This window comes from Glycomyces artemisiae (assembly GCF_003002955.1).
Lineage (GTDB): Bacteria > Actinomycetota > Actinomycetes > Mycobacteriales > Micromonosporaceae > Glycomyces > Glycomyces artemisiae.
Window position 1 is genome coordinate 83,319 of record NZ_PVTJ01000011.1, and the last position, 24,621, is coordinate 107,939.

Below are 24,621 nucleotides of genomic sequence, written 5' to 3' on the forward strand. Positions count from 1 at the left end.
GTTCCTTTCCGGACGGTCGCGGCGGCCGGGGGCCCGGCCGCCGCGGCGCGTCACTCGGACTTCCAGGCGTCCACGAAGTGGTTGCGGGACTGGGCGTCGAAGACGATCCCGTGGACGTATGGCGCCTGGGCGATCACCTGGGACGGGTTGTAGACCGGGCTGACGAGGGCGTACTGCTCCAGCAGGAGGTCCTGCGCGGCCTTCGCGTATTCGTCGCGGAGGTCCGGGTCGAGCGTGGTCTCCAGCTTCCCGAGGACCTCCGAGACCTGGCCGGCGTCGATGCCGGGCGAGTCGGCGGTGATGTAGGAGGCGTTGCCGAGCGCGGGGCTGTAGACGAGGTTGAGGACAGCCGGGTCGTTGCGGGACCGGTTGGCGGCCACCACGTTCCAGTCGGTGGCGGCGGAGGCGAACGCGGCCGTGTAGTCCGGGATGGGGACGACGGTGAGCTGGAGGTCGATGCCGATGGCCTGGAGGTCCTGCTGGATCGACTCGTACGCGGGCTTGTTCACGACGAGGTTGTTGATTCCCAGGAGCTTCACTTCGAGGCGCTTGCCGTCCTTGGTGCGGATGCCGTCGTCGCCGGGGGTCCAGCCGGCCTCGTCGAGCAGGCGCGCGGCCTCGTCGGGGTCGTAGCGGAGCACGGAGTCCGAGTAGTCGGCGTGGCCCTGGACGGAGGGCGCGAGCACGGAGTCGGCGATCGAGTAGTTGTCGGTGAGGACGGTCTGCTCGACGGCCTCGCGGTTCCAGCCCAGTTGGATCGCCTTGCGCACGTTGACGTCGTTCGTGGGGAACAGCGAGGAGTTCAGGTTGAAGAAGATCGCGGTCCCGGAGACGCCGCGGCTGATGATGTCGAAGCCCTGGTCGGCGAGGGGCTGCTCGTCGGTGGTGCCGACGTCGAGGGTCGCGTCGAGTTCGCCGGAGACGAGCGAGCCGGTGCGCACGCTGGCTTCGGGGATGGTGTTGAAGACGACCCGGTCGAGGTAGGCCTCGCCGTCGTGGCCGAGCGCGGGCGGGGCCCAGTCGTAGCCCTCGCGCTTGACGAGCACGGTCTTGACCTGCTCTTCCCAGGACTCGTAGACGAACGGGCCGGTGCCGATGATCTTGAGCGGGTCGGTGCGCTCCTCGGCGCTCAGCGCGAGCGTGGAGAGCGAGAGGAACCCGGGCTGGGCGTTCGCGGTGAAGGAGCTGGCCTGGAGGAAGCTCGCGAGCGGCTGCTCGAAGCGGATGACGGCCGTGTACGGGTCGGGCGTGAGGGTCTCGATGTACCCGGGGAGGAGCTGGGCGCCGTTCGGGTTGATGCCCAGGGCCTCGTCGCCGTGCACGTACTGGTCGAAGTTGGCCTTGACGACCTCGGAGTCGAAGGGCGTGCCGTCGGAGAAGGTGACGTCGTCGCGGAGGTGGAACGTGAACTCGGTGAGGTCGTCGTTGTACTCCCAGGACTCGGCGAGCCACGGCGTGATCTCGCCGGTGTCGGGGTCCTGCCAGGTGAGCTTGTCGGTGATGTTGTTGCCGATGGTGGATTCGGCGTAGTTGGTGCCCCACTGCGGGTCGGGGCTGCGCTGGTAGTCGATGAGCGCGAATTCGAGGGTGCCGCCGGTTATGGGGGCACTGTCGGGAGTGACGTTGTCAGCGGCGGTGTCGTCGCCGGAGGCGCGGGTGGCTCCGAGCCACGCGATCCCGGCGACGAGGACGAGGGCCGCGGCCCCTGCGATCCAGGGCCATTTGGGTCTGGGCTTCTCGGCGGCGGCGATGGTCTGGCTGAGTTCGGAAATGGGAGTGCTCCAGTGGGCTCGGTGCCGGGGATGGGTTCTGGCTGGTCGGGGCGGTCAGCGCCGACAGAGCGCACCGGCGATGTGCGCGAGGTCGATCTCGCGGCGTGAGTACAGGAGCGTCGTTCGCATATACTCGACCTTACCGATAGGATTAGTCGAGAATCAAGGGTGAGTTGCGCCATAGGCGGCCGAGCGCGCCGCGAGGAGCGCCGCCAGCCCGTCGACGGCGGCCGGGAGCCGCGCGGCCTTCCGGCGCAGCAGCCACATCGCGACCGGGGTCCGGTCGTCCTTGATGGGCCGCACGGTGATGAGGCCCCCGCGGGCGAGCGGGTCGCCGTGGACGGAGTAGTCGGGCAGGATCGTCGCGCCCAGGCCCTCGGCGACGAGCATCTTCCCCATCTCCGCGCCGTCCACGCTGTGCCACACCGCGGGCAGGCGGGAGCCGAAGAGCCGCATGGCGAACCGGTGCATGACGTAGCCCGCGCGCATCCCCACGAAGGTCTCCCCGCGCAGGTCCTCGGCGCTCACCTCCGCCTGCGCGGCGAGTGGGTGCGCGCCGGGAAGGACCGCCACGGGCCGGCCCCGTTTGAGTTCGGCCCCTCGGAGGTTCGCGGGGAAGGCGGGGTCGCCGAGGACGTTCACGAGGCCGAGGTCCAGGGAGCCGTCGGCGAGCCCGGCCTCGATCTCGTCCTGCTGGAGGGCGCGCACCTCGACGCGGGCACCGGGGCGGCCCAGCCGGAAGTCGCGGATCGCCGGGAGCAGGAGGCTCGCGGTGCCCGCGTTGACGGTGCCGACGCGGATCGCGCGGGCCGCAGTGGTCGCGGCCGCGGACTGGAGCCGGTCCACGGCGTCGAGCACGCCGACCATGTGCTCCAGGAGCTCCTTGCCGCGCAAGGTGATCCGCGCGCCGTCGCGGCGGCGCTCCAGGAGCGTGACGCCGAGTTCGCGCTCCAGCTTGCTCACGGCCTCGCTCAGCGCTGGCTGCGAGACGTGCAGGTGCTCGCTCGCGCGCCGCAGCGACCCGTGCCGCGCCACCGCCGCCACGTACTCCAGTTGTTCGATGCGCATGCGCCGCCCGCCTCCGGTCTTCGGTGCGGCCGATGGGGTTCAAGGCCGAACCGATGGTCGAGAGCTGTTCCTTCGAATCATTTCCTAGTAACTTGATAGGAAAAGACTACTCCGTGGAAGGGGTTCAGCACAATGACGAACGGACAGGACGCGCCCGGCTGGTCGACGCGGCCGACGACGCCCGAAGGATGGGTCGAGCGCGCCAGGGAGGTCGCCGCGCGGCTCGCGGTCGACGCCGTGGCCCGCGACCGCGAGGGCGCGACTCCCTACGCGGAGGTCGAGCTGCTCAAGGACGCCGGGCTCGTCCCGCTCCTCGCCCCCGCCGAGTACGGCGGCGGCGGGCAGGACTGGACCACCGCGTACCGCGTGATCCGGGCCGTGGCCGCGGGCGACGGGTCCATCGGGCAGCTCCTCGGCTACCACTACCTGTGGGCCTGGGCCGCAAGGCTGGTCGGCACCCCCGCGCAGATCGAGGCCGTCGAGCGCCAGGCCGCCGAGGAGGGCTGGTTCTTCGGCGGAGCCGTCAACCCCCGCGACGACGACCTCGTCATCCGCGAGGAGGGCGGCGAGCTGGTCTTCAACGGCCGCAAGACGTTCTCCACCGGCGGGAAGGTCTCCGACGTCACCGTGCTCGAAGGGGTCCTGGAGGGCACCGACAAGCACGTCTTCGCGATCGTGCCGACCGACCAGGACGGGATCGTGTTCGCCGGGGACTGGGACAACCTCGGCCAGCGCCTCACCGAGTCCGGCTCGGCGGTCATCGAGGACGTGCGCGTGCCGTGGGCGGCCGCCGCCGGGTACGTCGCCCGCGCCGACGGGTACGAGTTCGTGCCGCGCACCTACAACACGCTGAACGTGCCGCTGATCCAGCTGGTGTTCACCAACTTCTACCTGGGGATCGCGCAGGGCGCGCTGGAGACGGCCGCCGCGTACACGCGCGAGAAGACCCGGGCGTGGCCGTACGCGGCGGACCGGAAGGAGCGCGGCGTCGACGAGTTCTACGTGCAGGAGGCGTACGGGGACCTCCAGTCGAAGCTGTGGGCCGCGGAGGCGCTCGCGGAGCGGGCCGCCGGGCTCATCGAATCGATCAATGCGCACGCCGACAACGTGACGCCCGAGGAGCGCGGCGAGGCCGCGGTGGTCATCGCCGCGGCGAAGCAGACCGCGATCGACGCGGGGCTGGAGATCGGCACGCGGATCTTCGAGGTGACGGGCGCGCGGGCGAGCGCGAACGCGGTGGGCCTGGACGTGTTCTGGCGCAACATCAGGACCCATTCGCTGCACGACCCGGTGGCGCACAAGCGGGCCGAGGTGGGCCGGTACGCGCTGACGGGCGAGCTGCCCGCGCCGACCTGGTACACGTGACCGTCCATTGACGACCGAATCCGATCCCCATTTCTGGAGCCGCACATGAGCACACCGTCAACCGAGCCGCTGCAATTCGCGTACTGGGTCCCGAACGTCTCGGGGGGCCTGGTGGTGTCGAAGATCGAGCAGCGCACCGACTGGAGCTACGAGTACAACGTGAAGCTCGCCCGCCTCGCCGAGGAGTCGGGGTTCGAGTACGCGCTCTCGCAGGTCCGCTACATCGCCTCGTACGGGGCGGCGTACCAGCACGAGTCCACGTCGTTCAGCCTCGCGCTGCTGCTGGCGACGCAGCGGCTCAAGGTCATCGCCGCGGTCCACCCGGGGCTGTGGCATCCGGGGGTCCTCGCGAAGTGGATCGCCACCGCCGACCGGCTGTCGGGCGGGAGGGCGGCGGTGAACGTCGTCTCGGGCTGGTTCAAGGACGAGTTCACGAAGCTCGGCGAGCCGTGGCTGGAGCACGGCGAGCGGTACCGGCGCTCCGAGGAGTTCATCCGGTACCTCAAGGAGATCTGGACGAGCGAGCACGCCGAGTTGAACGGCGACTTCTACCGGCTGCACGACTTCGACCTGAAGCCCAAGCCCGTCGCGGCCGAGGGCAGGCCGCACCCGGAGGTGTTCCAGGGCGGCAACTCCGTCGACGCGCGCGGCATGGCCGGGCGGGTCTCGGACTGGTACTTCGCGAACGGGAACTCCCCCGAGGGCGTGGAGGCGCAGATCCGGGACGTGCGGGAGGTGGCCGCGGTCCACGGGCGCACGGTCCGCTTCGGCGTCAACGGGTTCCTCATCGCCCGCGACACCGAGGCCGAGGCGCGGGCGGTCCTGCGGGAGATCGTCGACAAGGCCGACAGGGAGGCCGTCGAGGGCTTCGGGGCGGCCGTGAAGCAGGCCGGGCAGTCCACAGGCGACGGCCAGGGCATGTGGCAGGACTCCGGGTTCGAGGACCTCGTGCAGTACAACGACGGGTTCCGCACCGGCCTGATCGGCACGCCCGAGCAGATCGCGCACCGGATCATCGAGTACAAGCGGCGCGGCGCGAACCTGCTGCTGCTCGGGTTCCTGCACTACCTGGAGGACGTGGAGTACTTCGGGCGGCACGTGCTGCCGATCGTGCGGGAGCTCGAAGCGGCGGAACTGGAGCGGGTGCCGTGAGCGACCCCGTCTGTACCGTCCTCGACGCCGCGGCCGCGCTCGGCGCGGCGTCGGGGCTCGCCGGCGAGTTCGCGGCGGGCGCCGCCGAGCGCGACGCCCGCCGGACCCTCCCGTACGCCGAGGTCGACCGGCTCGCGGCCTCGGGGCTCCTCGCGATCACCGTGCCGCGGGAGCACGGCGGCGCGGACCTGCCGACGTCGGTGGTCGCGGAGGTGTTCCGGCGCCTGGCCGCGGGCGACCCGAACATCGCGCAGATCCCCCACAGCCACTTCGTGTACGTGAACCAGCTGCGGTTGCGGGGCGACGGGGCGCAGCAGCGGCGCCTGTTCGCGGAAGTACTGCGCGGCAAGCGGTTCGGGAACGCGCAGACCGAGTTCGGGACGAAGCACGTGCGCGACCACCGGACCGCGCTGACCCCGGACGGGGAGGGCCGGTGGCGGCTCAACGGCACGAAGTTCTACTGCACGGGCGCGCTGTTCGCCGACTGGATCCCGGTGCTCGCGCACCTGGGGATCGACGGGCCGATGCACGTGGCGTGGGTGCGCCGCGACGCCCAGGGCGTCGAAGTCGTGGACGACTGGGACGGCATCGGGCAGCGGACCACCGCGAGCGGCACGGTGCGGCTCCAGAACGTCGCGGTCACCGACGAGTGGATCACCCCCTACGCGTCCACCTTTGAAGGGCCGCAGACGTACGGGGCGTTCGCGCAGGTCCTGCACGCGGCGATCGACGCCGGGATCGGCAGGGCCGCACTGGAGGAGGCCGCGGAGTTCGTGCGCACGAAGTCGCGGCCGTACCCGGACGCGGGCGTCGAGCGGGCCGCGGACGACCCGCTGACAGTGCGCGCGTTCGGGGAGATGGAGCTGGCGCTGCGCGGCGCCGAGGCGCTGCTGAAGGAGGCGGCGTCCGCTGTGGACGAGGCGAACGCGGACCTGACGGAGGAGTCCGCGGCGCGGGCGTCGCTGGCGGTCGCGGCGGCGCGGGCGGCAACCGCGAAGGCCGCGGTGGACACCGCGAGCCGGGTGTTCGAGGTCGCCGGGACGCGCAGCGCGCTGGCGGGACTGAACCTGGACCGGCACTGGCGCAACGCCCGCGTCCACACCCTGCACGACCCGGCGGCGTGGAAGGTCCAGCACCTGGGCCGGTGGGCCCTCGACGGGGCGCCGCCGCCGCGCCACGGCCAACTGTGAGGAGAGAAGCGTTGAGCGCGTTGCAGTTCCACTGGTTCCTGCCGACGAACGGCGGGGACGGACGGCAGGTCGTGGACGGCGGCCACGGGGTCGGGGCGGGGGCGTCGGCGCGGCCCGCGTCGGTGTCGTACCTGGGCCAGGTCGCGCGGGCGGCCGAGGACAACGGGTTCGCGGCGGCGCTGACGCCGACGGGCGCGTGGTGCGAGGACGCCTGGGTGTCCACGGCGATGCTCTCGCAGGTGTCGGCGCGGCTGAAGTTCCTCGTCGCGTTCCGACCCGGGATCGTCTCGCCGTACCTGGCCGCGCAGATGGCGGGCACGTTCCAGCATCTGACGGGCGGGCGGCTGCTCCTCAACGTCGTCACCGGCGGCGAATCGCACGAGCAGCGCATGTACGGCGACTTCGAGGACAAGGACGCCCGCTACGAGCGGTGCGGGGAGTTCCTGCACATCGTGCGGCGCCTGTGGGCCGGGGAGACCGTCGATTTCGAGGGGAAGCACCTGCGGGTCGAGGGCGCGCGGCTCGCGCAGCTCCCCGATCCGGTGCCGGACGTCTACTTCGGAGGGTCCTCGCCCGCGGCCGGGCTCGTCGCGGCCGAGCACGCGGACGTGTACCTGACCTGGGGCGAACCGCCCGCGGCCGTCGCGGAGAAGGTGCGCTGGATCAGGGGGCTCGCGGGCGGGCGGCCGATCCGGTTCGGGCTGCGCGTCCACGTCATCAACCGCGACACGTCGGAGGAGGCGTGGGCCGAGGCGGACCGGCTGCTCGCCGGGATCGGCGAGGACGACATCGCGCGCGTCCAGGCGGGCCTGCGGCGCTCGGAGTCCGAGGGCCAGCGCCGGATGCTCGACCTCAACGGCGGCAGCAAGTCCGGCCTGGAGATCCATCCCGGGCTGTGGGCCGGGATCGGGCTGGTGCGCGGCGGGGCGGGGACGGCGCTGGTCGGCTCGCACACCGAGGTCGCGGACCTCATCGAGGAGTACCGGAAGGTCGGGATCGAGGAGTTCGTGCTCTCGGCCTACCCGCATCTGGAGGGCGCGTACTGGTTCGGCGAAGGCGTCCTGCCGGAGCTGGGGCGGCGCGGCCTGTGGTCGCATCCGGCGCCGCCGCGCGCCCGGGCCGCGGCCGTCCCGTTCGCGAGCTGAATCGACCCCCTAGGAGGCACCCATGTCCCTGACCACCAACCAGGACCTCGACCCGCGACGGCTGCGGGAGGCGTTCGGCGCCTTCCCGACCGGGGTGGTGGCCGTGGCCGCCGCCGTGGACGGGCGGGTGACCGGCCTGGCGGCATCCTCATTCACGTCGGTGAGCCTGGACCCGCCGCTCGTGTCGTTCTCGATCGCGACGTCCTCGAAGACCTGGCCGGACCTGCGCCGGGCCCGGCACCTGGGCCTGACGGTGCTCGCCGACCACCACGGGGCGGTATGCCGCCAGCTCGCCGGGGACCCGGCGACCCGGTTCGCGGGGCTCGCGGTGAGCGCCACGGAGGACGGCGCGGTGACCCTCGACGACGGCCTGGCGCGCTTCGACTGCTCCGTGTACCGGGAGGTCGAGGCGGGCGACCACGTGATCGTGCTGCTGCGGCTCCACGCCGTGGAGCACTCGGACACGACGGGGCCGCTGGTGTTCCACCGCAGCGGGTTCCGCAGCCTGGCGAACTGAGGCGTGGACGGCCGTACACACCTAGTGTACGGTCGTCCGCATGACCGACCACTTCGCCGGGGACGACCGGACGATGCGCGAGCGGATGCTCGCCGGGGACTTCTACCTCGCCGACGACCCCGAGCTGGAGGCGCTCATGGCGCGCGCCGCGGTGCTCGCCGAGCGGTACCGGGCCGATTTCACCGAGGACTACGAGGCGGCGCGGAAGCACCTGGAGGAACTCCTCGGGGAGCTGGGCGAGGGCGTGTTCATCCGGCCGCCGCTGTACGTCGACTACGGGTCGAACATACGGATCGGGGCGCGGTCGTTCGCGAACCACGGGCTCGTCGCGCTCGACGTGGCGCCCATCGTCATCGGCGAGGACGTGCAGATCGGCCCGAACGTGCAGCTGCTGACCCCGACGCACCCGGTCGAGCCGGGCCCGCGGCGCGACAAGCTGGAGGCGGCGAAGCCGATCACCATCGACGACAACGTGTGGATCGGCGGCGGCGCGATCGTCTGCCCCGGCGTCCGCATCGGCGAGAACACGGTGGTGGGCGCGGGCGCGGTGGTCGTGAAGGACCTGCCCGCGAACGTCGTCGCCGTCGGCAACCCCGCCAAGGTGATCCGGACGATCGGTGGGTGAGCCGCGGCCGCGGCGCCGCGACCCCGACCGGCGCGAGCGGATCATCGCCGCGTGCCTCGACGTGATCGCCGAGGCGGGCGTCGCGGGCACCTCGCACCGGAAGGTCGCCGCGGCCGCCGACGTGCCGCTCGGGTCGATGACCTACCACTTCAGCGGGATGGACGAGCTGCTGCGCGAGGCGTTCACGCGGTTCGCGACCGGCGTCAGCGACGGGTTCGAGGCGGCCATGGCCGCGGCCGACGGGCCGGAGGAGGCCGAGGCGGCCGTGGTCGCGATCATCACCGACAGCGTGTTCGGCTCCCAGCGCGACCTGGTCCTCACCCACGAGCTGTACACGCTCGCCGCCCGCGAACCCGCATACCGGGCCCTCACCAACGCGTGGATGGCCCGGTCCCGCGCGGCCCTCGAACGCCACTTCGACCCCGCCACGGCCCGGATGGTCGACGCCCTCATCGAGGGGCTGACCATCCACCGCGCGCTCGACACCGAGCCCCGCGACCCGGGTATCGTCGCCGAAGCCGTCCGGCGGATCACCCGTCCCCGCTGAAGCTGGAGCCCCCGATGGAGAGCATCACCAAGAACCGCCAGACCCCGGACGCCCTGCGCGCCATGATCGCCCGCGCCTACGGGCCCGAGCAGGTCCCGGACGGGGACGGCTTCGCCGAAGAGCTGGGGCACGGCTGGTTCAACGTCGCGTACCGGCTGCGCCTGCGCGACGGGTCGCAGGTCGTCCTCAAGATCGCGCCGCCGCCGGGCGTCGAGGTCATGACGTACGAGCGCGGCGCGATGGACATCGAGCTGGCCTCGCTCGCGCTCATCCGCGAGCACACCGACGTGCCGGTCCCGGACGTGCACTTCGCCGACGCGAGCCTGGAGCTGTGCGACGCCCCGTACTTCTTCATGCCGTTCGTGGAGGGCGAGAACCTCGGGATCATCGCCGAGACGCTGAGCGGGGAGGAGCAGGAGCGGTACTGGGTGCGGCTCGGCGAGGCGACCGCGAAGCTCAACGCGATCAAGGGCACCGGGTTCGGGCCGCTCCTGGACCCGCGGTTCGGCACGTGGCGCGAGGCGTTCACCGCGATGTTCGGGAACGCCCTCGCCGACGGCGAGCGGCGCGGCGTCGACCTCGGGCACGGCTACGACTACCTGCGGGTCCTCCTTGCGCGCCATGCCGACAGCCTCGACGAGGTGACCGAGCCGCGGTTCTGCGAATGGGACCTGTGGCCCAGCAACGCCATGGTCGCGGACGGGCGGATCGTCTGCGTCATCGACCACGAGCGGGCGTTCTGGGGCGACCCGCTCATGGAGGCCGGGTTCTGCGGGGCCGAGCTGCCCGCGATCTCCGACGCGGAGTCCTTCGCGCGCGGCTGGGGCCGCGGCCCCTTGACCGGGACCGAGCGCATCCGGCGCCGCCTCTACGGGCTGTACCTGCTGCTCGTCATGGTCGTCGAGACCGACTACCGCGGGCACACCGACACGAAGCAGTACGACTGGGCCCGAGCGGAACTCGACGGGCTCGTCGCCCGGTTCGAGGCGTGAGCACCCGGACGGAGGGCGTCGGGGCGCTGGCCGACGCCCCCGTCGGCCGGCTCCTGTGGCGCGGCACCGCGCAGGCGACGATGTCCGTGGGGATCTACGGGATCTACGCGCTCACCAACGCCGCGTTCGTCGCCCACGGCGTGGGCCCGACCGCGATGGGCGCGGTCAACCTCGTCGCGCCCGTGCTCCTCGTCCTCAGCGCCCTGTCGACCACGGTCGGCGCGGGCGGTGCGTCGCTGGTGTCGCGGGCCCTCGGCGCCGGGGACGCGGCCGGCGCGGCGCGCGCGGCAGGGAACGCGTTCACGCTGTTCTGGACCGGCGCCCTCGCGATGACCGTGGTCGGCCTGGCGTGCCTCGAACCGCTGCTCACCGCGCTCGGGGCCGAAGGGGGGATGCGCGGGTACGCCCGCGACTACGCCGTCGTCATCCTCGCCACGACGCTCGTCGGGACCGGGTTCTCCAGCCTCATGCGAGCCGAAGGGCGCCTTCGGTTCGCGACGATGCAGTGGGTCGTGCCGGTCCTCGTCCAGATCGTCCTGGACCCGGTCCTCATCTACGGGTTCGACATGGGCGTGCGCGGCGCGGCGCTCGGCACCGCGGGCGGGCAGGCCGTCTCGGCCGCGATGGCCCTGTGGTTCTTCTTCTGGCAGCGCGAGCGGCCCTACCGCGTGCGCGCCGCCCACCTGCTCCCCCACTGGCCGACGCTCCGGGCGCTCCTGGGGGTCGGCTCGCCGTCGATGCTCGCCGGGCTCGGCGCCACGGCGCTGGCGCTCCTGGTGAACAACCTCCTCGTCACCGCCGCCGCGGTCACCGCGTACGCCGTCGCCGCGCGCGTCCAGGTCTTCGCGGTCATGCCGCAGCAGGGCATCAGCATGGGCATGCAGCCGATCGCCGGGTTCAACACCGGCCGCGACCGGCCCGACCGGGTCCGGCGCACCCGCGTCCTCGCCCTGCGCACCACCGCGGCCTACAGCGCCGCCGCTGCCGCGCTCACCGCGGCCCTGGCCGGGCCGATCACCACCGCGCTCCTCGGGTCCCCGTCGGCGGACGCCGCGACCGCCTTGCGGCTCATCGCGATCGGCATCGCCGCCTCCGGCGTGCCGCTCCTGGTCTCCGCGTACTTCCAGGCCGTGGGCGCGCCCCTGCCGTCGTACCTCATCTCGATCGGCACGCTCCTCGCCCTCAAGATCCCCGCCGTCCTCGCCTTCAGCGCCGCGGGCCCGACGGGCGTGTGGACCGGCCTCGCGGTCGGCGACCTCGCCGCCGCGGCGGCCGCGCTGGTCCTGCTGCGGGTGTTCGCGGTTGTACGCCCCGCGCGGGCCGTACCTCCCGCGATGTAGGGCGATTGACGACTCGGGGGCGATACCGGGCGGCGAGCGCGGCGGCAGACTGGCCCGCGTGAAACTGGTCTTCCTCGGGTGGACGCGCTTCGTCGTGATCCTCCTCGTCCTCCAAATCGGACTCGCCGGGTGGGGCGCCGTCTCCACGGGCGGCGAGCGCATCGAGCGGTTCATCGTCCACGCGGGCAACGGCGGCATGCTCATGTTCTGGCTCCTGATCTCCACGGTCCTGGCCCTCATCGCCCGCCCCGGCCTCAAGGCCGTGCTGCTGACCGCGTTGTCCACCTTCATGATCTGGATGCAGGGCGCGCTCGCGTACGGCTTCGGCACCGACGGGGTCCCGGGCGGCGTCGGCATCGCCCTCCATGCGACGAACGGCCTCGGCGTCCTCGTCATCCAGCTCGCGGTCGCGCGGCTCGCGAAGCGCGCGGTCGACGCCAAGCGCGCCGAGAAGGCCCTCGCGAAGGCGGTGCCCGCATGAACCGGCCCTTCGCGATCCTCCTGCGCGCCTGGATGATCCTGCTCCTGGCGCTCCTGGTCGTGCAGTTCGCGCTGGCCGGGTTCGGCGTCGGCTACGGCGGCGGCATCGGCCCCGGCTTCGAGCTGCACTTCCGCAACGGCGACGCGCTGCTGTACCTGTACGCGGTCGCGGTGGTCCTCGCGCTCGCCGCGCGCCTCGGCGCGAAACCGGTGTGGCTCACCGCACTGGGCACGTTCCTGGTCCTCCTCCAGCACGGCATGGCCCTGGTCAACGTGCCGGGGACGCTCTGGGGCCAGTCGCTGTTCCTGGTCCACGCGCTCAACGGGCTCGCACTCATCCTGCTGACGTTCGGGATCGGGCGAGTCGTGAAGGGCCGCATGCGAAGCGGCGCGCCGGTGAGCGGCTGAAAGGGCGCTCTCCGCGGGCCGAGACCCGCGGAGAGCGCTCTCTCTTGTCAGCAGCGGCAGATGACGATGCCCGCATCGAAGGCCGCGTTGCGGTCCCGCGGCTCCTCGCCGTGGCCCCAGCCGTCGGTGTGCGCCTTCTCGTGCGCGCCCACGCGGTCCCAGTCGTTCTGGCCCGCGCCCCAGCGCTCCATCTCGCACTTGTCGTAGACGATGTACCAGTCGCCCTCGGACCACCAGGTGGCGTAGGCGAGGACGTTGTCGTAGCAGTCGCCGCCGTAGTAGGTCGGCACGTTCCCGTCGAGGTCCGGCGGGTAGGTGTGCCCCTTGTCGCCGTGGTTGAGCGCGCCGAGGTCCGCTTCAGCGGCGGCCTCCTGCTGCTCGGGCGTGGGGTCGGTGATGACGCTCAGCGTCAGGACGTTGCCGGGGTGCTCGTGCTCGTGCTCCTCGGCGGCGGGCGCCGGGGCGTCCAGCGCCAGCGTGAACATCAAGGCCAGCGTCCCGGCGGCGGCGAAGAGGGTCTTCAGGGGCATAGGCGCTCCTTCGGGGGAGGGTGGAATTTCATTAAGGTTTGCATACAGATACAGACCTGTCAATGAATCTCGTCCCTTTTTGCCCTGGTTCGCGACTTGCTACCGCTCGGCTTCGGACCCCTCGGAAGCAGCGCCCTCGGCAGCCGGGCCGGGCGGCGGGACGGTCTGCGCCCACTCGGCCCAGTCCGCAAGGGCCTCATAGAGTCTGATCCCGGCCTCGATGGTCATGCGCATGGACTTGACGGACGGCGCGTCGCCGTAGTCGCCGCGGTCCTTCGCCGCCGCGTACTCGCGGAACCCGGCCGCCGCGGCCCGGTAGAACGCCGCCTCCGACGCGAGGTGCTCCCCCAGGTCCTCGGGGTCCATGAGCCAGTAGAAGAGCGAACGGAGCAGGGCTTCGAGCCGGGCGGTGTGGTCGACGGGCTCCTCGGTGAGCCAGCGCCGCACCTCGGCGAGGCCCTCGGGGGTGATCGCGTAGACCTTGCGGCCCCGCGGGCCCTCGCTGTCGACGGCGATGAGCCCGGCGTCGGCGAGCTTGCCGAGTTCGCCGTAGATCTGCGGATGCTTTGCGGGCCAGATCATCTGAAGCTGCTTCTCGAAGCGCTGCGTGAGGTCGTACCCGCTCGCGGGGGAATCGGCGAGCAGCCCGAGCAGGGCGTACCGCAACGACATCGCTGTCCTCCTGACGTCGGCCCCGGCCCTCGGAGCTCGGATGAGTCTAGCCGCCGGCCCGGGAGGCGGGTTGACGCCCGAACATTCGACATGTAGTTTTGTACACGTCATAGTTTACATGTTCCTGCTTACTTCTGGAGCGATCATGAACGACACCCCTGCGGTCCTGCTGACCGGCGCGAACGGCGGCATCGGCACTCCGGCCGCGCTCGAACTGGCCCGCCGCGGCTTCCTCGTCTACGCGGGCATGCGCCGCACCGGCCACGGCGCCTTCGACGGCGCCGACGGCATCCGCGAAGTGGCGCTCGACGTCGCCGACCCCGGCTCGGTGGCCGCCGCGGTCGAGCGGATCGCGGCCGAGCACGGCTCGCTGCACGCGGTCGTCAACAACGCGGGCGTCATCGTGCAGGGCCCGCTCGAACTCGTCCCCGACGAGGAGCTGCACCGCCAGTTCGCCGTCAACGTCTTCGGCCCGGTCCGCGTCGTCAAGGCCGCGCTGCCGCTCCTGCGCGCGGGCCGGGGCCGGATCGTGAACGTGGGCGCGCCGACCGCGTACCTGCCGATGCCGATGAACGGCCCGATCTCCGCGAGCAAGGCCGCCCTGCACTCGCTGACCGCGTCGATGCGCGGCGAGCTGGCCGCTTGGGGCATCCCCACCTCGGTCGTGGTCCCCGGACTGGTCGACACCCAGGTCTTCGTCAAGGCCGCCGAGGCCCAGCGCGCCGCATCGGTCCCGCCGGAGCGCCAGGCGCTCTACCGGAACCACCTTGCGGCGGTGGAGAAGGCGGGCGCGAACCAGAAGCCGGAGCCGACGACCGGCACCGTCCGGGCCATCGCCGCCGCGGTCACCGACCGCCACCCGAAGGCCGAGTACTTCAGCAGCCCCAACGCCCGCATCCTGTCCAAAGTGCTCCCGCGCCTCCCGCGGCCGATGCGCGAGGCGGCGATCCTCGGCGCGATCGGCCTGCGCGGCATCACCGCCCCCGCGGCCGATCTGGTGCGCTGACGCGACGAGAACGAGGCCGGGCATCGCCCGGCCTCGGCGCGCTTCGCCGGGTTTACACGGACTCAGTAATATGTTACATATTACTGACATCGCTCAACCCCCATCAGACTCGGAGCGTGACAAGTGAAGACCCGCAATGCAAGTGCGCGCAGCGCAGTGATCGCGACCCTGGCGCTCGCCGCACTCCTCATCGGCGCGAGCCCGGCGCTCGCCGAGACCCCGGCGGTCGTCGAGGTCGGGGCGGACGGGACCGTCGCGGCCGACCCGTCGTTCGACGGCCCGCAGATCACCGAGGTCCGCGTCATCAACGAAGGGAGGTTCCTGGAGGTCTACTGGGACCGCTATGTGGACGAAGAGGCCGTCGTCAGCCCCGACAACCTGACGCTCACCAACGGCGGCACCGAGATCGCCCTCAAGGCGAAGCCCGCCGCCGGGACCACCGACACGATCTTCTTCGACAGGGACAACCGGCAGATCGCCGGGACCGACGCGAACAGCATGGCCCGCCTGCCGGAGGACCTGCACCTCGCCAGCATCGCCTACACCGGGGCCATCGACCCCGACCAGCCCTTGACGCTCACCGTCACCGGCTCGAACATCGAAGACGCCCAAGGCAGGCCCGCTGCCGACGCCGTCTACTCCGGCGTCCCGATGCTCGACTACTACACCCAGGAGCGGACCACCGCCACTGGCATCACCGTCAAGGCCGCCCCGCGCGTCGACCCGGCCACGCTGGACCTGGCCGCCGCACAAGTCGACGTGCAGCTCGCCAGGGGCGGCAACGGGATCGCCGAGACCATGGCCGACTTCGGGTGCTCGCTCGCGGTCTACGCCGCCCGCGAGAACGCCTACCTCGTGCCCGAGCACCGCGGCGGATACAACCCGGAGTCCTACGACGTCGAGGGCTTCGGCGGCAGCACCTGGAACGGCTGCGTCTCTTCGATCTCCGAGCGGAACGTGCTGCGCACCAGGGGGAACGACAACCCGTTCCTGAACACCGCCTATCCGAACGAGAACATCCTCGTCCACGAGTTCGGCCACGCCGTGCGCCTCGTCGGCATCGAGACCCAGGCCGACGAGTCCCTCTCGGACGAGCTGTACGCCGTCTACGAGCACGCGTACAACACCGGCCTGTGGCCCAACACGTACGCGATCTCCAACATCGACGAGTACTTCGCCACGCTCTCCTCGGTCTGGTTCGACGCCATGGCCGAGAAGCCCGACTGGTCCGACGGCGTGCGCAGCCCCATCAACACCAGGGCGGAGCTCCAGGCGTACGACCCGACGGCCTACGCGTTCTTCGCGAAGGTCTACCCCGCGGACCTCATCCTCCCGGCCCCGTGGGACGTCCCGGGCCCCGACGACTACCACGGCGACTACACCGAGGTACCGCAGCTGCCCGAGCGCGTGGCCGCCGAGGACGTCGACTTCCGCACCGACACCTTCCGGATCGCCACCGACAGCCTGGGCACCGAGTACCAGATCGACCAGTACGCGGGCGACGCCGAGCACCCCGAGCGCGACGTCGTCGTGTGGGCGAAGTGGGGCGACGGCGTCTGGAAGCTCGACCGCAAGCACGGCCGGTACACGATCAGCGCCGCGGACGGCAGCGGCGTCCTGTCGGCGGTGTCCGACACCGAGGTCGCGTACCTCGGCGTCGAACCCGACAAGCACGACCCGGCGCAGTGGTGGGAGTTCACCGCCGCCGCGGCCACCGAGTCGAACCCGTTCGACGGCGTGCTCGTCAACGCCGCCAACGGACTCGCGCTCACCCTCGACGGCCGCGCCGGGTCCGGGACGTCCCTGACGCTCACCGACCCGGGCGACGGCACGCGGTGGATCCTGGAGGACACCACCCGGACCGAAGCGCAGGGCACGGCCGCGTACCTCGTCCCCGACTGCGCGCGCTGACCGGAAACGACGGAGTTCGGCGCGGCTATGCTGCGGCCATGCCGAACTCCTCGTACCTGTGCGCGACCGACCTCAAGTCGCTCTACCCGTCCACCACCGACGCGTCCTTCACGCCGGAGACCGACGTCGTCGCCTACGACGTGCGCTGCGTGCCGCTCCTGTGGCTCGCCATGTTCCGCCCCGCCGACCTGGTCACCCAGTCGATCCTCATCGAGGCCGATCCCGACGCCGAGTACTTCGAGTTCGGCCCGGACGGCGACCTCGTGCCCGTCGAGGCCGACGAGGAGGAGCAGGACGAGATCGTGGAGGCCACCGCGCCGCTCACGACGAAGGATCGGGCGCTCGCGCAGCTCGACGCGGCCGTCCCGGTCCTCAACCGGCTCTTCGCCTCCGAAGGGCCGCTGGACGGGCACGCGGCCATGCTCCGTAAGGCGGTCGCCGCCGCGCCCGGCACCCACATCACCGTCGAACTCGACGAGATCGAGGGCCTGTGGGAGCCGGGGACCTTCCAGCCCGCGCTGCGCGAAGCGCTCGCGGCCCTGGACGGCGCGGCCGGCCCGGAGGCCGGCCGCGCGCGTCTCATCGAGCTCGCGCAGCTGCGCGCGGGTCGGCCGTTCCCGCCCGCGCGGCTGCTGCTTGACGGCACCGAAGGAGTCGAGGACGACGACTACTGGAACTTCGTGAGACTCCTCGGCGCGAACTTCCACGCCGAGGTCCCTTGGGAGCCTTCGAACTAGGCGTCAGCAGCAGCGCGCTCGCGGGTGCTCGTCACCGCGGTCGGTGCGCCAGCGCTCGAACTCGCGCCGCGGCATGGCCGGGACGCCCGGGTGGGCGAGCCGGTGCCGCTCCACGTAGCGGTCGTAGGCGGTCTCGCCGGTGAGCTCCCGCAGGTACCACCGGACGAGACCGAGCAGGCGGCGCACCGTCACGGCCGGTCCTCGGCCGTGCCGGACTCCTCAGCGGACGACACGCGTCCGGCGGGGACGAGGAGCTTCGACTCGACGTACGGCGCCTCCGTCGACGGCAGCGGCTCGGTCGCCCGCACCGCGCGCCAGCAGATCCAGGCCGCGTTGAGGATGACGATCACCACCAGCAGCGCGAAGAACGCCGCGAGCACGCCGTCCACCGTGGAGTTCGTGACGACCGTGCGCATCTGGTCGAGGTCCTTCGCCGGGGCGAGGACGTCGCCTTGGGCCAGCGCGTCGGCGTACCGCTCGCGCTGCGCGAAGAACCCGATCCGCGGGTCCTCGGAGAAGACCTTCTGCCAGCTCGCCGTCAGCGTGACGACGGCGACCCAGGCGAGCGGCACCGCCGTCACCCACGCCCATTTGAGGCGACCGCTCTTGACGAGCACGGTGGTGGCGACGGTGAGCGCGATGGCGGCGAGCAGCTGGTTCGCGATGCCGAACAGCGGGAACAGCTGGTTGATGCCGCCGAGCGGGTCGTTGACCCCGGCGTAGAGGAAGTAGCCCCACGCGAGGACGACGACGGCGCTGGTCGCCCAGATGCCCGGCTTCCAGGAGACCCGGCCGAGGGGCTTCCAGACGTTGCCGAGGGTGTCCTGGAGCATGAAGCGGCCCACGCGGGTTCCGGCGTCCACGGTGGTGAGGATGAACAGCGCCTCGAACATGATGGCGAAGTGGTACCAGAAGGCCTTGAGCCCGTCGCCGCCGAAGACCGAGGAGAGGATCTCCGACATGCCGACGGCGAGCGTCGGGGCGCCGCCGGTGCGGGCGACCAGGGACTCCTCCCCCACCGCGTCGGCGGCGGCTTGGAGGTCCTGCGGGCTGATGGTGAAGCCGAGGTTGGCGACGGCCGTCGAGGCGGACTCCACTGTGGTGCCGAGGACGCCGGCGGGGGCGTTCATGGCGTAGTAGAGGCCCGGGTCGAGGATGCACGCGGCGATGAGGGCCATGACGGCGACGAACGACTCCATGAGCATGGCGCCGTAGCCGATCATGCGGACCTGCGACTCCTTCTGGATCATCTTCGGCGTGGTGCCGGAGGCGATGAGCGAGTGGAAGCCGGACAGCGCGCCGCAGGCGATCGTGATGAACACGAACGGGAACAGCTTGCCGGAGAACACCGGTCCGGTGCCGTCCAGGGCGAAGTCGGTGATCGCCTCGGTCTGGAGGACCGGGGCGACGATGAGGACGCCGACGGCGAGGAGCCCGATCGTGCCGATCTTCATGAACGTGGACAGGTAGTCGCGGGGCGCCAGGAGCATCCACACCGGGAGCACCGCGGCGACGAAGCCGTAGATCACGAGGCAGAACACGAGGGTCTGCGGGCTGAGCGTGAACGCGTCGGCCCACGAGGAGGCCTGGACCCAGCCGCCCGCGATGATCGCGAGGACGAGCAGGGCGACGCCGATGAGGCTCGTCTCCAGGACTCTGCCGGGTCTGAGCGTGCGCATGTAGAAGCCCATGAGGAGCGCGATCGGGATGGTCATCGCGATCGAGAATGTGCCCCACGGGGACGCGGCGAGGGCGTTGACGACGACGAGCGCGAGCACCGCGAGCAGGATGATCATGATCGAGAAGACGCCGACGAGGGCGGCGGCGCCGCCGATCGGGCCGATCTCGTCTCGGGCGAGCTGGCCGAGGCTCCTGCCGTTGCGGCGCATGGAGATGAAGAGGACGACCATGTCCTGGACGCATCCGGCGAAGATGGCGCCGATGATGATCCACATGGTGCTGGGCAGGTAGCCCATCTGCGCGGCGAGGACGGGGCCGACCAGGGGCCCGGCGCCCGCGACGGCGGCGAAGTGGTGGCCGAGGAGCACGCGGCGGTCGGTGGGCTGGAAGTCCACGCCGTCGTCGAGGCGCTCGGCGGGCGTGGCGCGGGTGTCGTCGACCTGCAGGACGCGGTTGGCGATGAAGCGGGCGTAGAAGCGGTAGCCGATGGCGTAGGAGCCGAGGGCCGCGATGACGAGCCAGAATGCGGAGACCTCTTCGCCGCGGATCAGGGCGATGACGGCCCAGGCGATGGCCGCGGCGACGGAGATCGCCGTCCATATGAGGATGGAACGCCAGCTGGGCCGGGATCTGGTGCTGTCGGGGGTGGTCATGTCGTCCTCCGGAGGTTCGGCCGCGGGGGCCGGGAGCAGGGCAGGAGCCGGGCGTCGCGCGGCGGGCCGCCGCACGGTGCCGGAAAGGCACTGTCAGGTAGGTAAATGCCTCGATTTCTATTCGCGGTTGTGTGTGCTGCGTCTCGCGGGTGCCGCCGCTTCGGTATTGGTTTACCAGTATTTCGTCCGGATTTCCAGTGATCGCGCGTCGGACGCGCCGCGTCGTCCTGCCGATCGCGCGGAGCCGCCGCGTGTACGTTTCGTGTACCGCCCGTGTACATCCCGTTCCCTACGCTGATCGAGGCCGCGTCGCCCCCTCGACCGGCCGGAAGGGAATGTCCGATGTCGATACCCTCTATCAGGCGGCTGAGCGTCAAGGCGGTGTGCCTGTCCGCCGCGGTCGTCACGACCGTGGCCGTCACGGCCGGGGTCGCCTGGGCGGCGTACACCGACAACATGTACCCCACCCAGTACGAGCAGTCGGGGTGCTTCAGCGAGAGCGGCCCCGACGGCCAGGTCTCGTGCCAGACCGACAATGCGACCCTCACGTACTACATGGACGGCGCCGGCACCAACATGCTGGAGACCGAGGACCGGAACGTCGTCATCAGCGTGATGAACACCGTCTACGGCCCCACCGACTTCTCCGTCTCCCTCGACACGAGCCCGGAGTTCTCGGGCAGCGCCGAGACCGACATCGTCTACGAGGAGAGCGCCGTCGGCATGTCCGAGAGCGCCGACGGCGTCACCTTCTGCAACAACGCCGCGTCCACCCTCAAATGCGACCAGCAGTACATCCGCATCCGCGGGGGCGGCCACTACGTGAAGGGCCTGACCTGCCACGAGACCGGCCACGCCGTGGGCCTGCTCCACGGCAACAAGTCGTCACCGATGCGGTCCAACACCGACGAGCAGCTCGGGTGCATGGAGACACCGACCAGCGACGAGGAAGGGCTCCAGGCCAACAATATCGAGAACATCAACGCCACGTACTGAGGAGGACCCGTGCGCATCAGAACCCGTATCGCAGCAGCGGTCGGCGCCGTCGCGGCCGCCTCCGCAGCCGGCATCGCCGTCGCGGCCATGGCCGCACCCGCATCGGACCGCACCGCACCCGAACCCGAGGAAGTCCTGCTGGCGCAGGGCAGCGACCACCTCCCGAGCGTCACCGCCGCCGACTGGGTCACCTACGCCGACCACGTGATCGTCGTCGAAGCCGTCTCCGAGGAGGTGATCGAGCCCGACGCCGAAGCGCTCGAACGCGGCGAGGGCCTCATCGGCCGCACCGTCTCGCTCACGGTCGAGGACGTCCTGTGGTCGCGCGAGGGCGCCCCGCAGGCGGCCCCCGAGACCTGGGAGTACTCGGCGCTCGGGTGGCACTTCAACGCCGAGTCCGAGGAGCCGATCGAGATGGCGCTCGACGGCTTCCCGCGCGTCGAGGTGGGCCACCGGTACGTGATGGCCATCCGCTGGGAGGAGGCCGTCTGCACCGAGGGCGGCGACCACCGCCCGGCCCAGTGGCGCGGCCTCGGCGAAGGATCGGAGATCCCCTTCGACGACGGCACGATCGGCAACGGCGAGTCCGAAGGGACCGTCAAGGACGCCGCGGCCTTCGCCGCCGACGCCGACGTCCACGTCGACGAAGGCGTCGAGGAGATCCTGGCCGGCGAGGGCGCCGACGAGCTGGTCGCGGCCCTGGAGGACGCGAAGCCCGACGAAGCCGCGCTGTCAGAGGTGCAGGCGCTCACCGCCGCGAACTCCTGCGATTGACCGAACCGCCTGCCGCCGAACCGAATCCGTAGTAGAACGGCTGCTCGGCCGTGCGCGCCCGGTCCCCCGCCGCGGGGGCCGGGCGCGCGTGTCCGCCTGCGCCCGAAGCTGGATATAGTGGCCGCTGCCCCTTTCGGACTCGACCCCCAGCAGACCCTGGAGCCGAGTGCGGGGAGCCGCCGCGGCCGCCGGGCGCGCGGCGAGGACACGCCCCCGCACGGACCACGGGGGCTCGATCCCGGTGAGGCTGTTGCGGTATGCGCTTCTCGGTACTCGGTCCGCTCCGGGTCGAGACCGGCGGGCGGACGGTCGCCCTCGGCGGTCCGCGCCAGCGCGCCGTGCTCGCGGCGCTCCTGACCGCCCCCGGCGAATCCGTCAGCCGCACCCGCATCATGGACCTCGTCTGGGACGACCCGACCCCGTCGGCGGCGGTGAACCTCCGCGGCTACGTCTCGAAACTCCGTGCGGCCCTGCACGACCCGGCGGACCCCGAGCCGCGCATCGTGTGGGATCAGGGCCTGCGGCTGCGGGTCGCGCCCGGCGAGCTCGACATGTGGGAGTTCGACCGGCACACCGCCGCGGCGCACCGGCTGCGCGACGAAGGGCGGCTCGCCGAGGCCGCCGAGGCGTACCGGGCCGCGCTCGCGCTCGTGCGCGCCGACCCGTTCCAGGACGTCGAGGGCAGCACCAGGTTCGAGGAGGTGCGGACGCCGCTGCGAGAGCGCCGCGACCTCGCGTTCGAGCGGTACGTCGCCACGGGGCTCGAACTCGGGCGCCACGCCGAGCTGGTGGGCGAGCTGCGCGCATGGCATGCGCGCCAGCCGCTCTGGGAGCACCTCGCGGCGCAGCTCATGCTCGCGCTGTTCCGCTCCGGCAGGCGCAGCGAGGCGCTCGCGGTCTTCCAGGAGACCAGCGAGACCCTGGTGGACGAGCTCGGGACCGGGCCCGACCGCGAACTGCGGCAGATGCACCGGCGCATCCTCGCCGACGACCCCGGGCTCCAGGCGGCCACCCGCGGGCCCCGCGTCCCGGTGCCGCGGCAGCTCCCCGCCGCGTCGGCGCACTTCACCGGGCGCGCAACGGAACTGGCCGCATTGGACGGCCTGCTCGGGGACAGCGGCGAAGCGGTCGCGGTCCTGTCCGGGCCGGGCGGGATCGGCAAGACCGCGCTGGCACTCCACTGGGCCCAGCGCGTCGCCGAGAAGTTCCCCGACGGGCAGATCCACCTCGACCTGCGCGGCTTCGACCCCGCCGCCGCACCCCTCGCCGCGGGCGAGGCGCTGCGGACGGTCCTCGACGCGCACGGCGTCCCCGCCGAGCACCTCCCCGACGACACCGACGCCCGGTCCGCGCTGCTGCGCAGCGTCCTCGCCGACAAGCGCGTGCTCATGGTCCTCGACAACGCCCGCGACGCCGCGCAGGTGCGGCCGCTCCTGCCCGGCACCGCCGACAGCCTCGTCCTCGTCACCAGCCGCAACCGCCTTTCTGCGCTCACCGCCAACGGCGCCAGGCCCCTCCACCTGCCGGTCTTGGACGCCGCCGACGCCGAGCGGTTCCTGCGCCAGCGGCTGCGCGACCGGCGGCCCGCCGCCGAACCGGAGGCGCTCGGCCAGATCATCGCCTCCTGCGCCGGACTGCCGCTGGCGCTCGCGGTCGCCGCCGCGCGGGCCGTCAACGATCCGGCGTTTCCCCTTGCGGCCCTTGCCGAGGAGCTGCGGCCCGCCGAGCACCGGCTCGACGCGCTCGCCGACCCGGACGGGAGCACCGACCTCCGCACCGTCTTCGCCTGCTCCTACCGCGACCTCACTCCCGCAGGGGCGCGGCTCTTCCGGCTCCTCAGCGTCCATCCCGGACCGACGATCCCGCTCGCCGACGCGGCGGCCGTCGCGGGCGAGGCCCCGCGCGAGACCCGCCGCCTGCTCGCCGAGCTGACCCGCGCGAACCTTCTGGGCGAGCCCGTGCCCGGCCGCTACGGCTTCCACGACCTCACCCGCGCCTACGCCGCCGAGCTCGCCGGAGCCGAAGGCCGCGACGCCGTCCACCGGCTCCTCGACCGCCTCCTGCACACCGCCCACGCCGCGAACCACCTCATCGACCCCAACCGCGACCCGCTCCCCCTCGCCCCCGCGCTCGACGCGGCCGCCGTCGGCGCGTTCGCCGACGCCGAGGAGGCCATGGACTGGTTCCACACCGAGGCCGCGACGCTCACGGCCGCAGTCGGACTCGCCGCCGACCACGGCTTCGACCGGCACTGCTGGCAGCTCTCCTGGACCATGCGCGACTACCTCGACCGCGGGCGCTGGCACGACCAGGCCGCCGTCTTCGGCACCGCGATCGAGGCCGCGCGCAGGCTCGGCGACGGCCCCGCCCAGATCAAGACCGGCCGCCTGCGCGCCGAAGCCCTGAGCTGCCTCGCCCGCCATGCCGAGGCCGGGGCGCTCCTCGACCGGACGCTGGCGCTGTGCCGCGAGCGCGGCGACCTCGTGGAGCAGGCGCACACGTTCTACGTGCGCGCCCGCGTGGAGCACCGGCAGGGCCGGTTCGCCGCGGCCGTCGAGTGCAGCATGCGGGCGCTCGACCTGTACGGCCAGGTCGGCCACGACATCGGCAAGGCCAACGCCCTCAACGCGATCGGCTGGAACCACACGCTCTCGGGCGACCACGCCGGGGCGATCGGCTACTGCCGACGGGCGCTGGACCTCATGCGCGCCACCGGCGACCGCCACGGCCAGGCCGCGACCCTCGACAGCCTCGGGCACGCCCTCCGCGGGCTCGGGCGCCACGCCGAGGCCGTGGCGCACTTCAACGCCGCGCTCGACCTGTACCGCGGGCTCGGCAACAGCCACGAGGAGGCGTCCACGATCCTCAAGCTCGCCGACACCCACCACGCGACCGGCGACCGCGCCGCGGCCCGCCGCACCTGGGAGCGCGCCCTCGCGATCCTCGACGAGTTGAACCACCCCGACGCCCGCACCGTGCGCGAGAAGATCGCGTCGCTCGACCGCTGAGCGCCGGGCGGCCCTTGGGACTGGTGTCCGAAACCAGGTCGCTCCGGGTGCGG

The 24,621-nt window shown here is 72.0% G+C and carries 23 protein-coding genes; 17 read left to right on the forward strand and 6 right to left on the reverse strand.

Annotated elements, in window-relative coordinates; translation table 11 throughout:
- Nucleotides 1-50: 50 nt before the first annotated feature.
- The gene (locus B0I28_RS23315) at nt 51-1,772 is read right to left on the reverse strand and encodes an ABC transporter substrate-binding protein (RefSeq protein WP_106366269.1); all 1,722 of its coding nucleotides are present in this window, start codon (nt 1,770-1,772) and stop codon (nt 51-53) included.
- A gap of 162 nt (nt 1,773-1,934) precedes the next feature.
- On the reverse strand, nt 1,935-2,840 hold the full coding sequence (locus B0I28_RS23320) for a LysR family transcriptional regulator (protein ID WP_106366270.1): 906 nt from the start codon (nt 2,838-2,840) through the stop codon (nt 1,935-1,937).
- 132 nt (nt 2,841-2,972) lie between these two features.
- Between B0I28_RS23320 and B0I28_RS23325 the strand changes: the two genes are divergently transcribed.
- From B0I28_RS23325 to B0I28_RS23375, 11 genes are read left to right on the forward strand one after another with little or no spacing between them, the layout of a single operon-like run.
- Nucleotides 2,973-4,205, forward strand: coding sequence for an acyl-CoA dehydrogenase family protein (locus B0I28_RS23325; protein WP_106366271.1), 1,233 nt, complete (start codon nt 2,973-2,975; stop codon nt 4,203-4,205).
- A gap of 45 nt (nt 4,206-4,250) precedes the next feature.
- Nucleotides 4,251-5,357 (forward strand): dimethylsulfone monooxygenase SfnG, encoded by a 1,107-nt coding sequence (sfnG, locus tag B0I28_RS23330; RefSeq protein WP_106366272.1) that lies wholly within the window; start codon nt 4,251-4,253, stop codon nt 5,355-5,357.
- Nucleotides 5,354-6,547 carry an SfnB family sulfur acquisition oxidoreductase gene (locus B0I28_RS23335; protein WP_106366273.1) on the forward strand — a complete coding sequence of 398 codons (1,194 nt, stop codon included), beginning with the start codon at nt 5,354-5,356 and terminating at the stop codon, nt 6,545-6,547. The genes sfnG and B0I28_RS23335 overlap by 4 nt, the downstream gene beginning before the upstream one ends.
- 11 nt (nt 6,548-6,558) lie before the next feature.
- Nucleotides 6,559-7,692 (forward strand): LLM class flavin-dependent oxidoreductase, encoded by a 1,134-nt coding sequence (locus B0I28_RS23340; RefSeq protein ID WP_219926945.1) that lies wholly within the window; start codon nt 6,559-6,561, stop codon nt 7,690-7,692.
- A gap of 22 nt (nt 7,693-7,714) precedes the next feature.
- Nucleotides 7,715-8,209 carry a flavin reductase family protein gene (locus B0I28_RS23345; protein WP_106366275.1) on the forward strand — a complete coding sequence of 165 codons (495 nt, stop codon included), beginning with the start codon at nt 7,715-7,717 and terminating at the stop codon, nt 8,207-8,209.
- Between the two features lie 40 nt (nt 8,210-8,249).
- Nucleotides 8,250-8,834: a sugar O-acetyltransferase gene (locus B0I28_RS28375; RefSeq protein ID WP_106366276.1), complete on the forward strand. Its 585-nt coding sequence runs from the start codon at nt 8,250-8,252 to the stop codon at nt 8,832-8,834.
- On the forward strand, nt 8,827-9,381 hold the full coding sequence (locus B0I28_RS23355) for a TetR/AcrR family transcriptional regulator (protein ID WP_106366277.1): 555 nt from the start codon (nt 8,827-8,829) through the stop codon (nt 9,379-9,381). Before B0I28_RS28375 ends, B0I28_RS23355 begins: the two co-directional genes overlap by 8 nt.
- Nucleotides 9,382-9,395: 14 nt before the next feature.
- Complete coding sequence (locus B0I28_RS23360) at nt 9,396-10,373, forward strand: phosphotransferase family protein (protein ID WP_106366278.1); 978 nt, start codon at nt 9,396-9,398, stop codon at nt 10,371-10,373.
- A complete protein-coding gene (locus B0I28_RS23365; protein ID WP_219926946.1) occupies nt 10,370-11,713 on the forward strand; it encodes an MATE family efflux transporter in 1,344 nt (447 codons plus the stop codon). Before B0I28_RS23360 ends, B0I28_RS23365 begins: the two co-directional genes overlap by 4 nt.
- Before the next feature lie 58 nt (nt 11,714-11,771).
- Nucleotides 11,772-12,194: a hypothetical protein gene (locus B0I28_RS23370; protein ID WP_106366279.1), complete on the forward strand. Its 423-nt coding sequence runs from the start codon at nt 11,772-11,774 to the stop codon at nt 12,192-12,194.
- Complete coding sequence (locus B0I28_RS23375) at nt 12,191-12,601, forward strand: hypothetical protein (protein ID WP_106366280.1); 411 nt, start codon at nt 12,191-12,193, stop codon at nt 12,599-12,601. Before B0I28_RS23370 ends, B0I28_RS23375 begins: the two co-directional genes overlap by 4 nt.
- Before the next feature lie 47 nt (nt 12,602-12,648).
- Here B0I28_RS23375 and B0I28_RS23380 read toward each other — a convergent pair whose 3' ends face one another.
- Both B0I28_RS23380 and B0I28_RS23385 read right to left on the reverse strand, forming a co-directional pair.
- A complete protein-coding gene (locus B0I28_RS23380; RefSeq protein ID WP_106366281.1) occupies nt 12,649-13,131 on the reverse strand; it encodes a hypothetical protein in 483 nt (160 codons plus the stop codon).
- Between the two features lie 99 nt (nt 13,132-13,230).
- Nucleotides 13,231-13,803: a PadR family transcriptional regulator gene (locus tag B0I28_RS23385; protein WP_106366282.1), complete on the reverse strand. Its 573-nt coding sequence runs from the start codon at nt 13,801-13,803 to the stop codon at nt 13,231-13,233.
- 145 nt (nt 13,804-13,948) lie between these two features.
- On the opposite strand from B0I28_RS23385, the gene B0I28_RS23390 reads away from it, so the two are divergent.
- The 3 genes from B0I28_RS23390 to B0I28_RS23400 all read left to right on the forward strand — a co-directional run bounded on the left by B0I28_RS23390 (nt 13,949) and on the right by B0I28_RS23400 (nt 17,457).
- Nucleotides 13,949-14,809 carry an SDR family NAD(P)-dependent oxidoreductase gene (locus tag B0I28_RS23390; RefSeq protein ID WP_106366283.1) on the forward strand — a complete coding sequence of 287 codons (861 nt, stop codon included), beginning with the start codon at nt 13,949-13,951 and terminating at the stop codon, nt 14,807-14,809.
- A 156-nt stretch (nt 14,810-14,965) separates the two neighbouring features.
- Nucleotides 14,966-16,720, forward strand: coding sequence for a hypothetical protein (locus tag B0I28_RS23395; protein ID WP_106366284.1), 1,755 nt, complete (start codon nt 14,966-14,968; stop codon nt 16,718-16,720).
- A 38-nt stretch (nt 16,721-16,758) separates the two neighbouring features.
- Entirely contained in the window at nt 16,759-17,457 is a 699-nt protein-coding gene (locus B0I28_RS23400; RefSeq protein ID WP_106366285.1) for a hypothetical protein, read from the forward strand.
- A gap of 3 nt (nt 17,458-17,460) precedes the next feature.
- Here B0I28_RS23400 and B0I28_RS23405 read toward each other — a convergent pair whose 3' ends face one another.
- The gene (locus B0I28_RS23405) at nt 17,461-17,649 is read right to left on the reverse strand and encodes a YbdD/YjiX family protein (protein WP_106366286.1); all 189 of its coding nucleotides are present in this window, start codon (nt 17,647-17,649) and stop codon (nt 17,461-17,463) included.
- The gene (locus tag B0I28_RS23410; RefSeq protein ID WP_106366287.1) at nt 17,646-19,790 is read right to left on the reverse strand and encodes a carbon starvation CstA family protein; all 2,145 of its coding nucleotides are present in this window, start codon (nt 19,788-19,790) and stop codon (nt 17,646-17,648) included. The genes B0I28_RS23405 and B0I28_RS23410 overlap by 4 nt, the downstream gene beginning before the upstream one ends.
- 342 nt (nt 19,791-20,132) lie before the next feature.
- On the opposite strand from B0I28_RS23410, the gene B0I28_RS23415 reads away from it, so the two are divergent.
- The 3 genes from B0I28_RS23415 (at nt 20,133) to B0I28_RS23425 (ending at nt 24,568) form a co-directional block, all read left to right on the forward strand.
- Nucleotides 20,133-20,786, forward strand: coding sequence for a zinc metalloprotease (locus B0I28_RS23415; protein ID WP_219926947.1), 654 nt, complete (start codon nt 20,133-20,135; stop codon nt 20,784-20,786).
- Between the two features lie 9 nt (nt 20,787-20,795).
- The gene (locus tag B0I28_RS23420; RefSeq protein ID WP_106366288.1) at nt 20,796-21,560 is read left to right on the forward strand and encodes a hypothetical protein; all 765 of its coding nucleotides are present in this window, start codon (nt 20,796-20,798) and stop codon (nt 21,558-21,560) included.
- A 257-nt stretch (nt 21,561-21,817) separates the two neighbouring features.
- Nucleotides 21,818-24,568, forward strand: coding sequence for an AfsR/SARP family transcriptional regulator (locus tag B0I28_RS23425; RefSeq protein WP_106366289.1), 2,751 nt, complete (start codon nt 21,818-21,820; stop codon nt 24,566-24,568).
- The last annotated feature ends 53 nt before the right edge of the window (nt 24,569-24,621 follow it).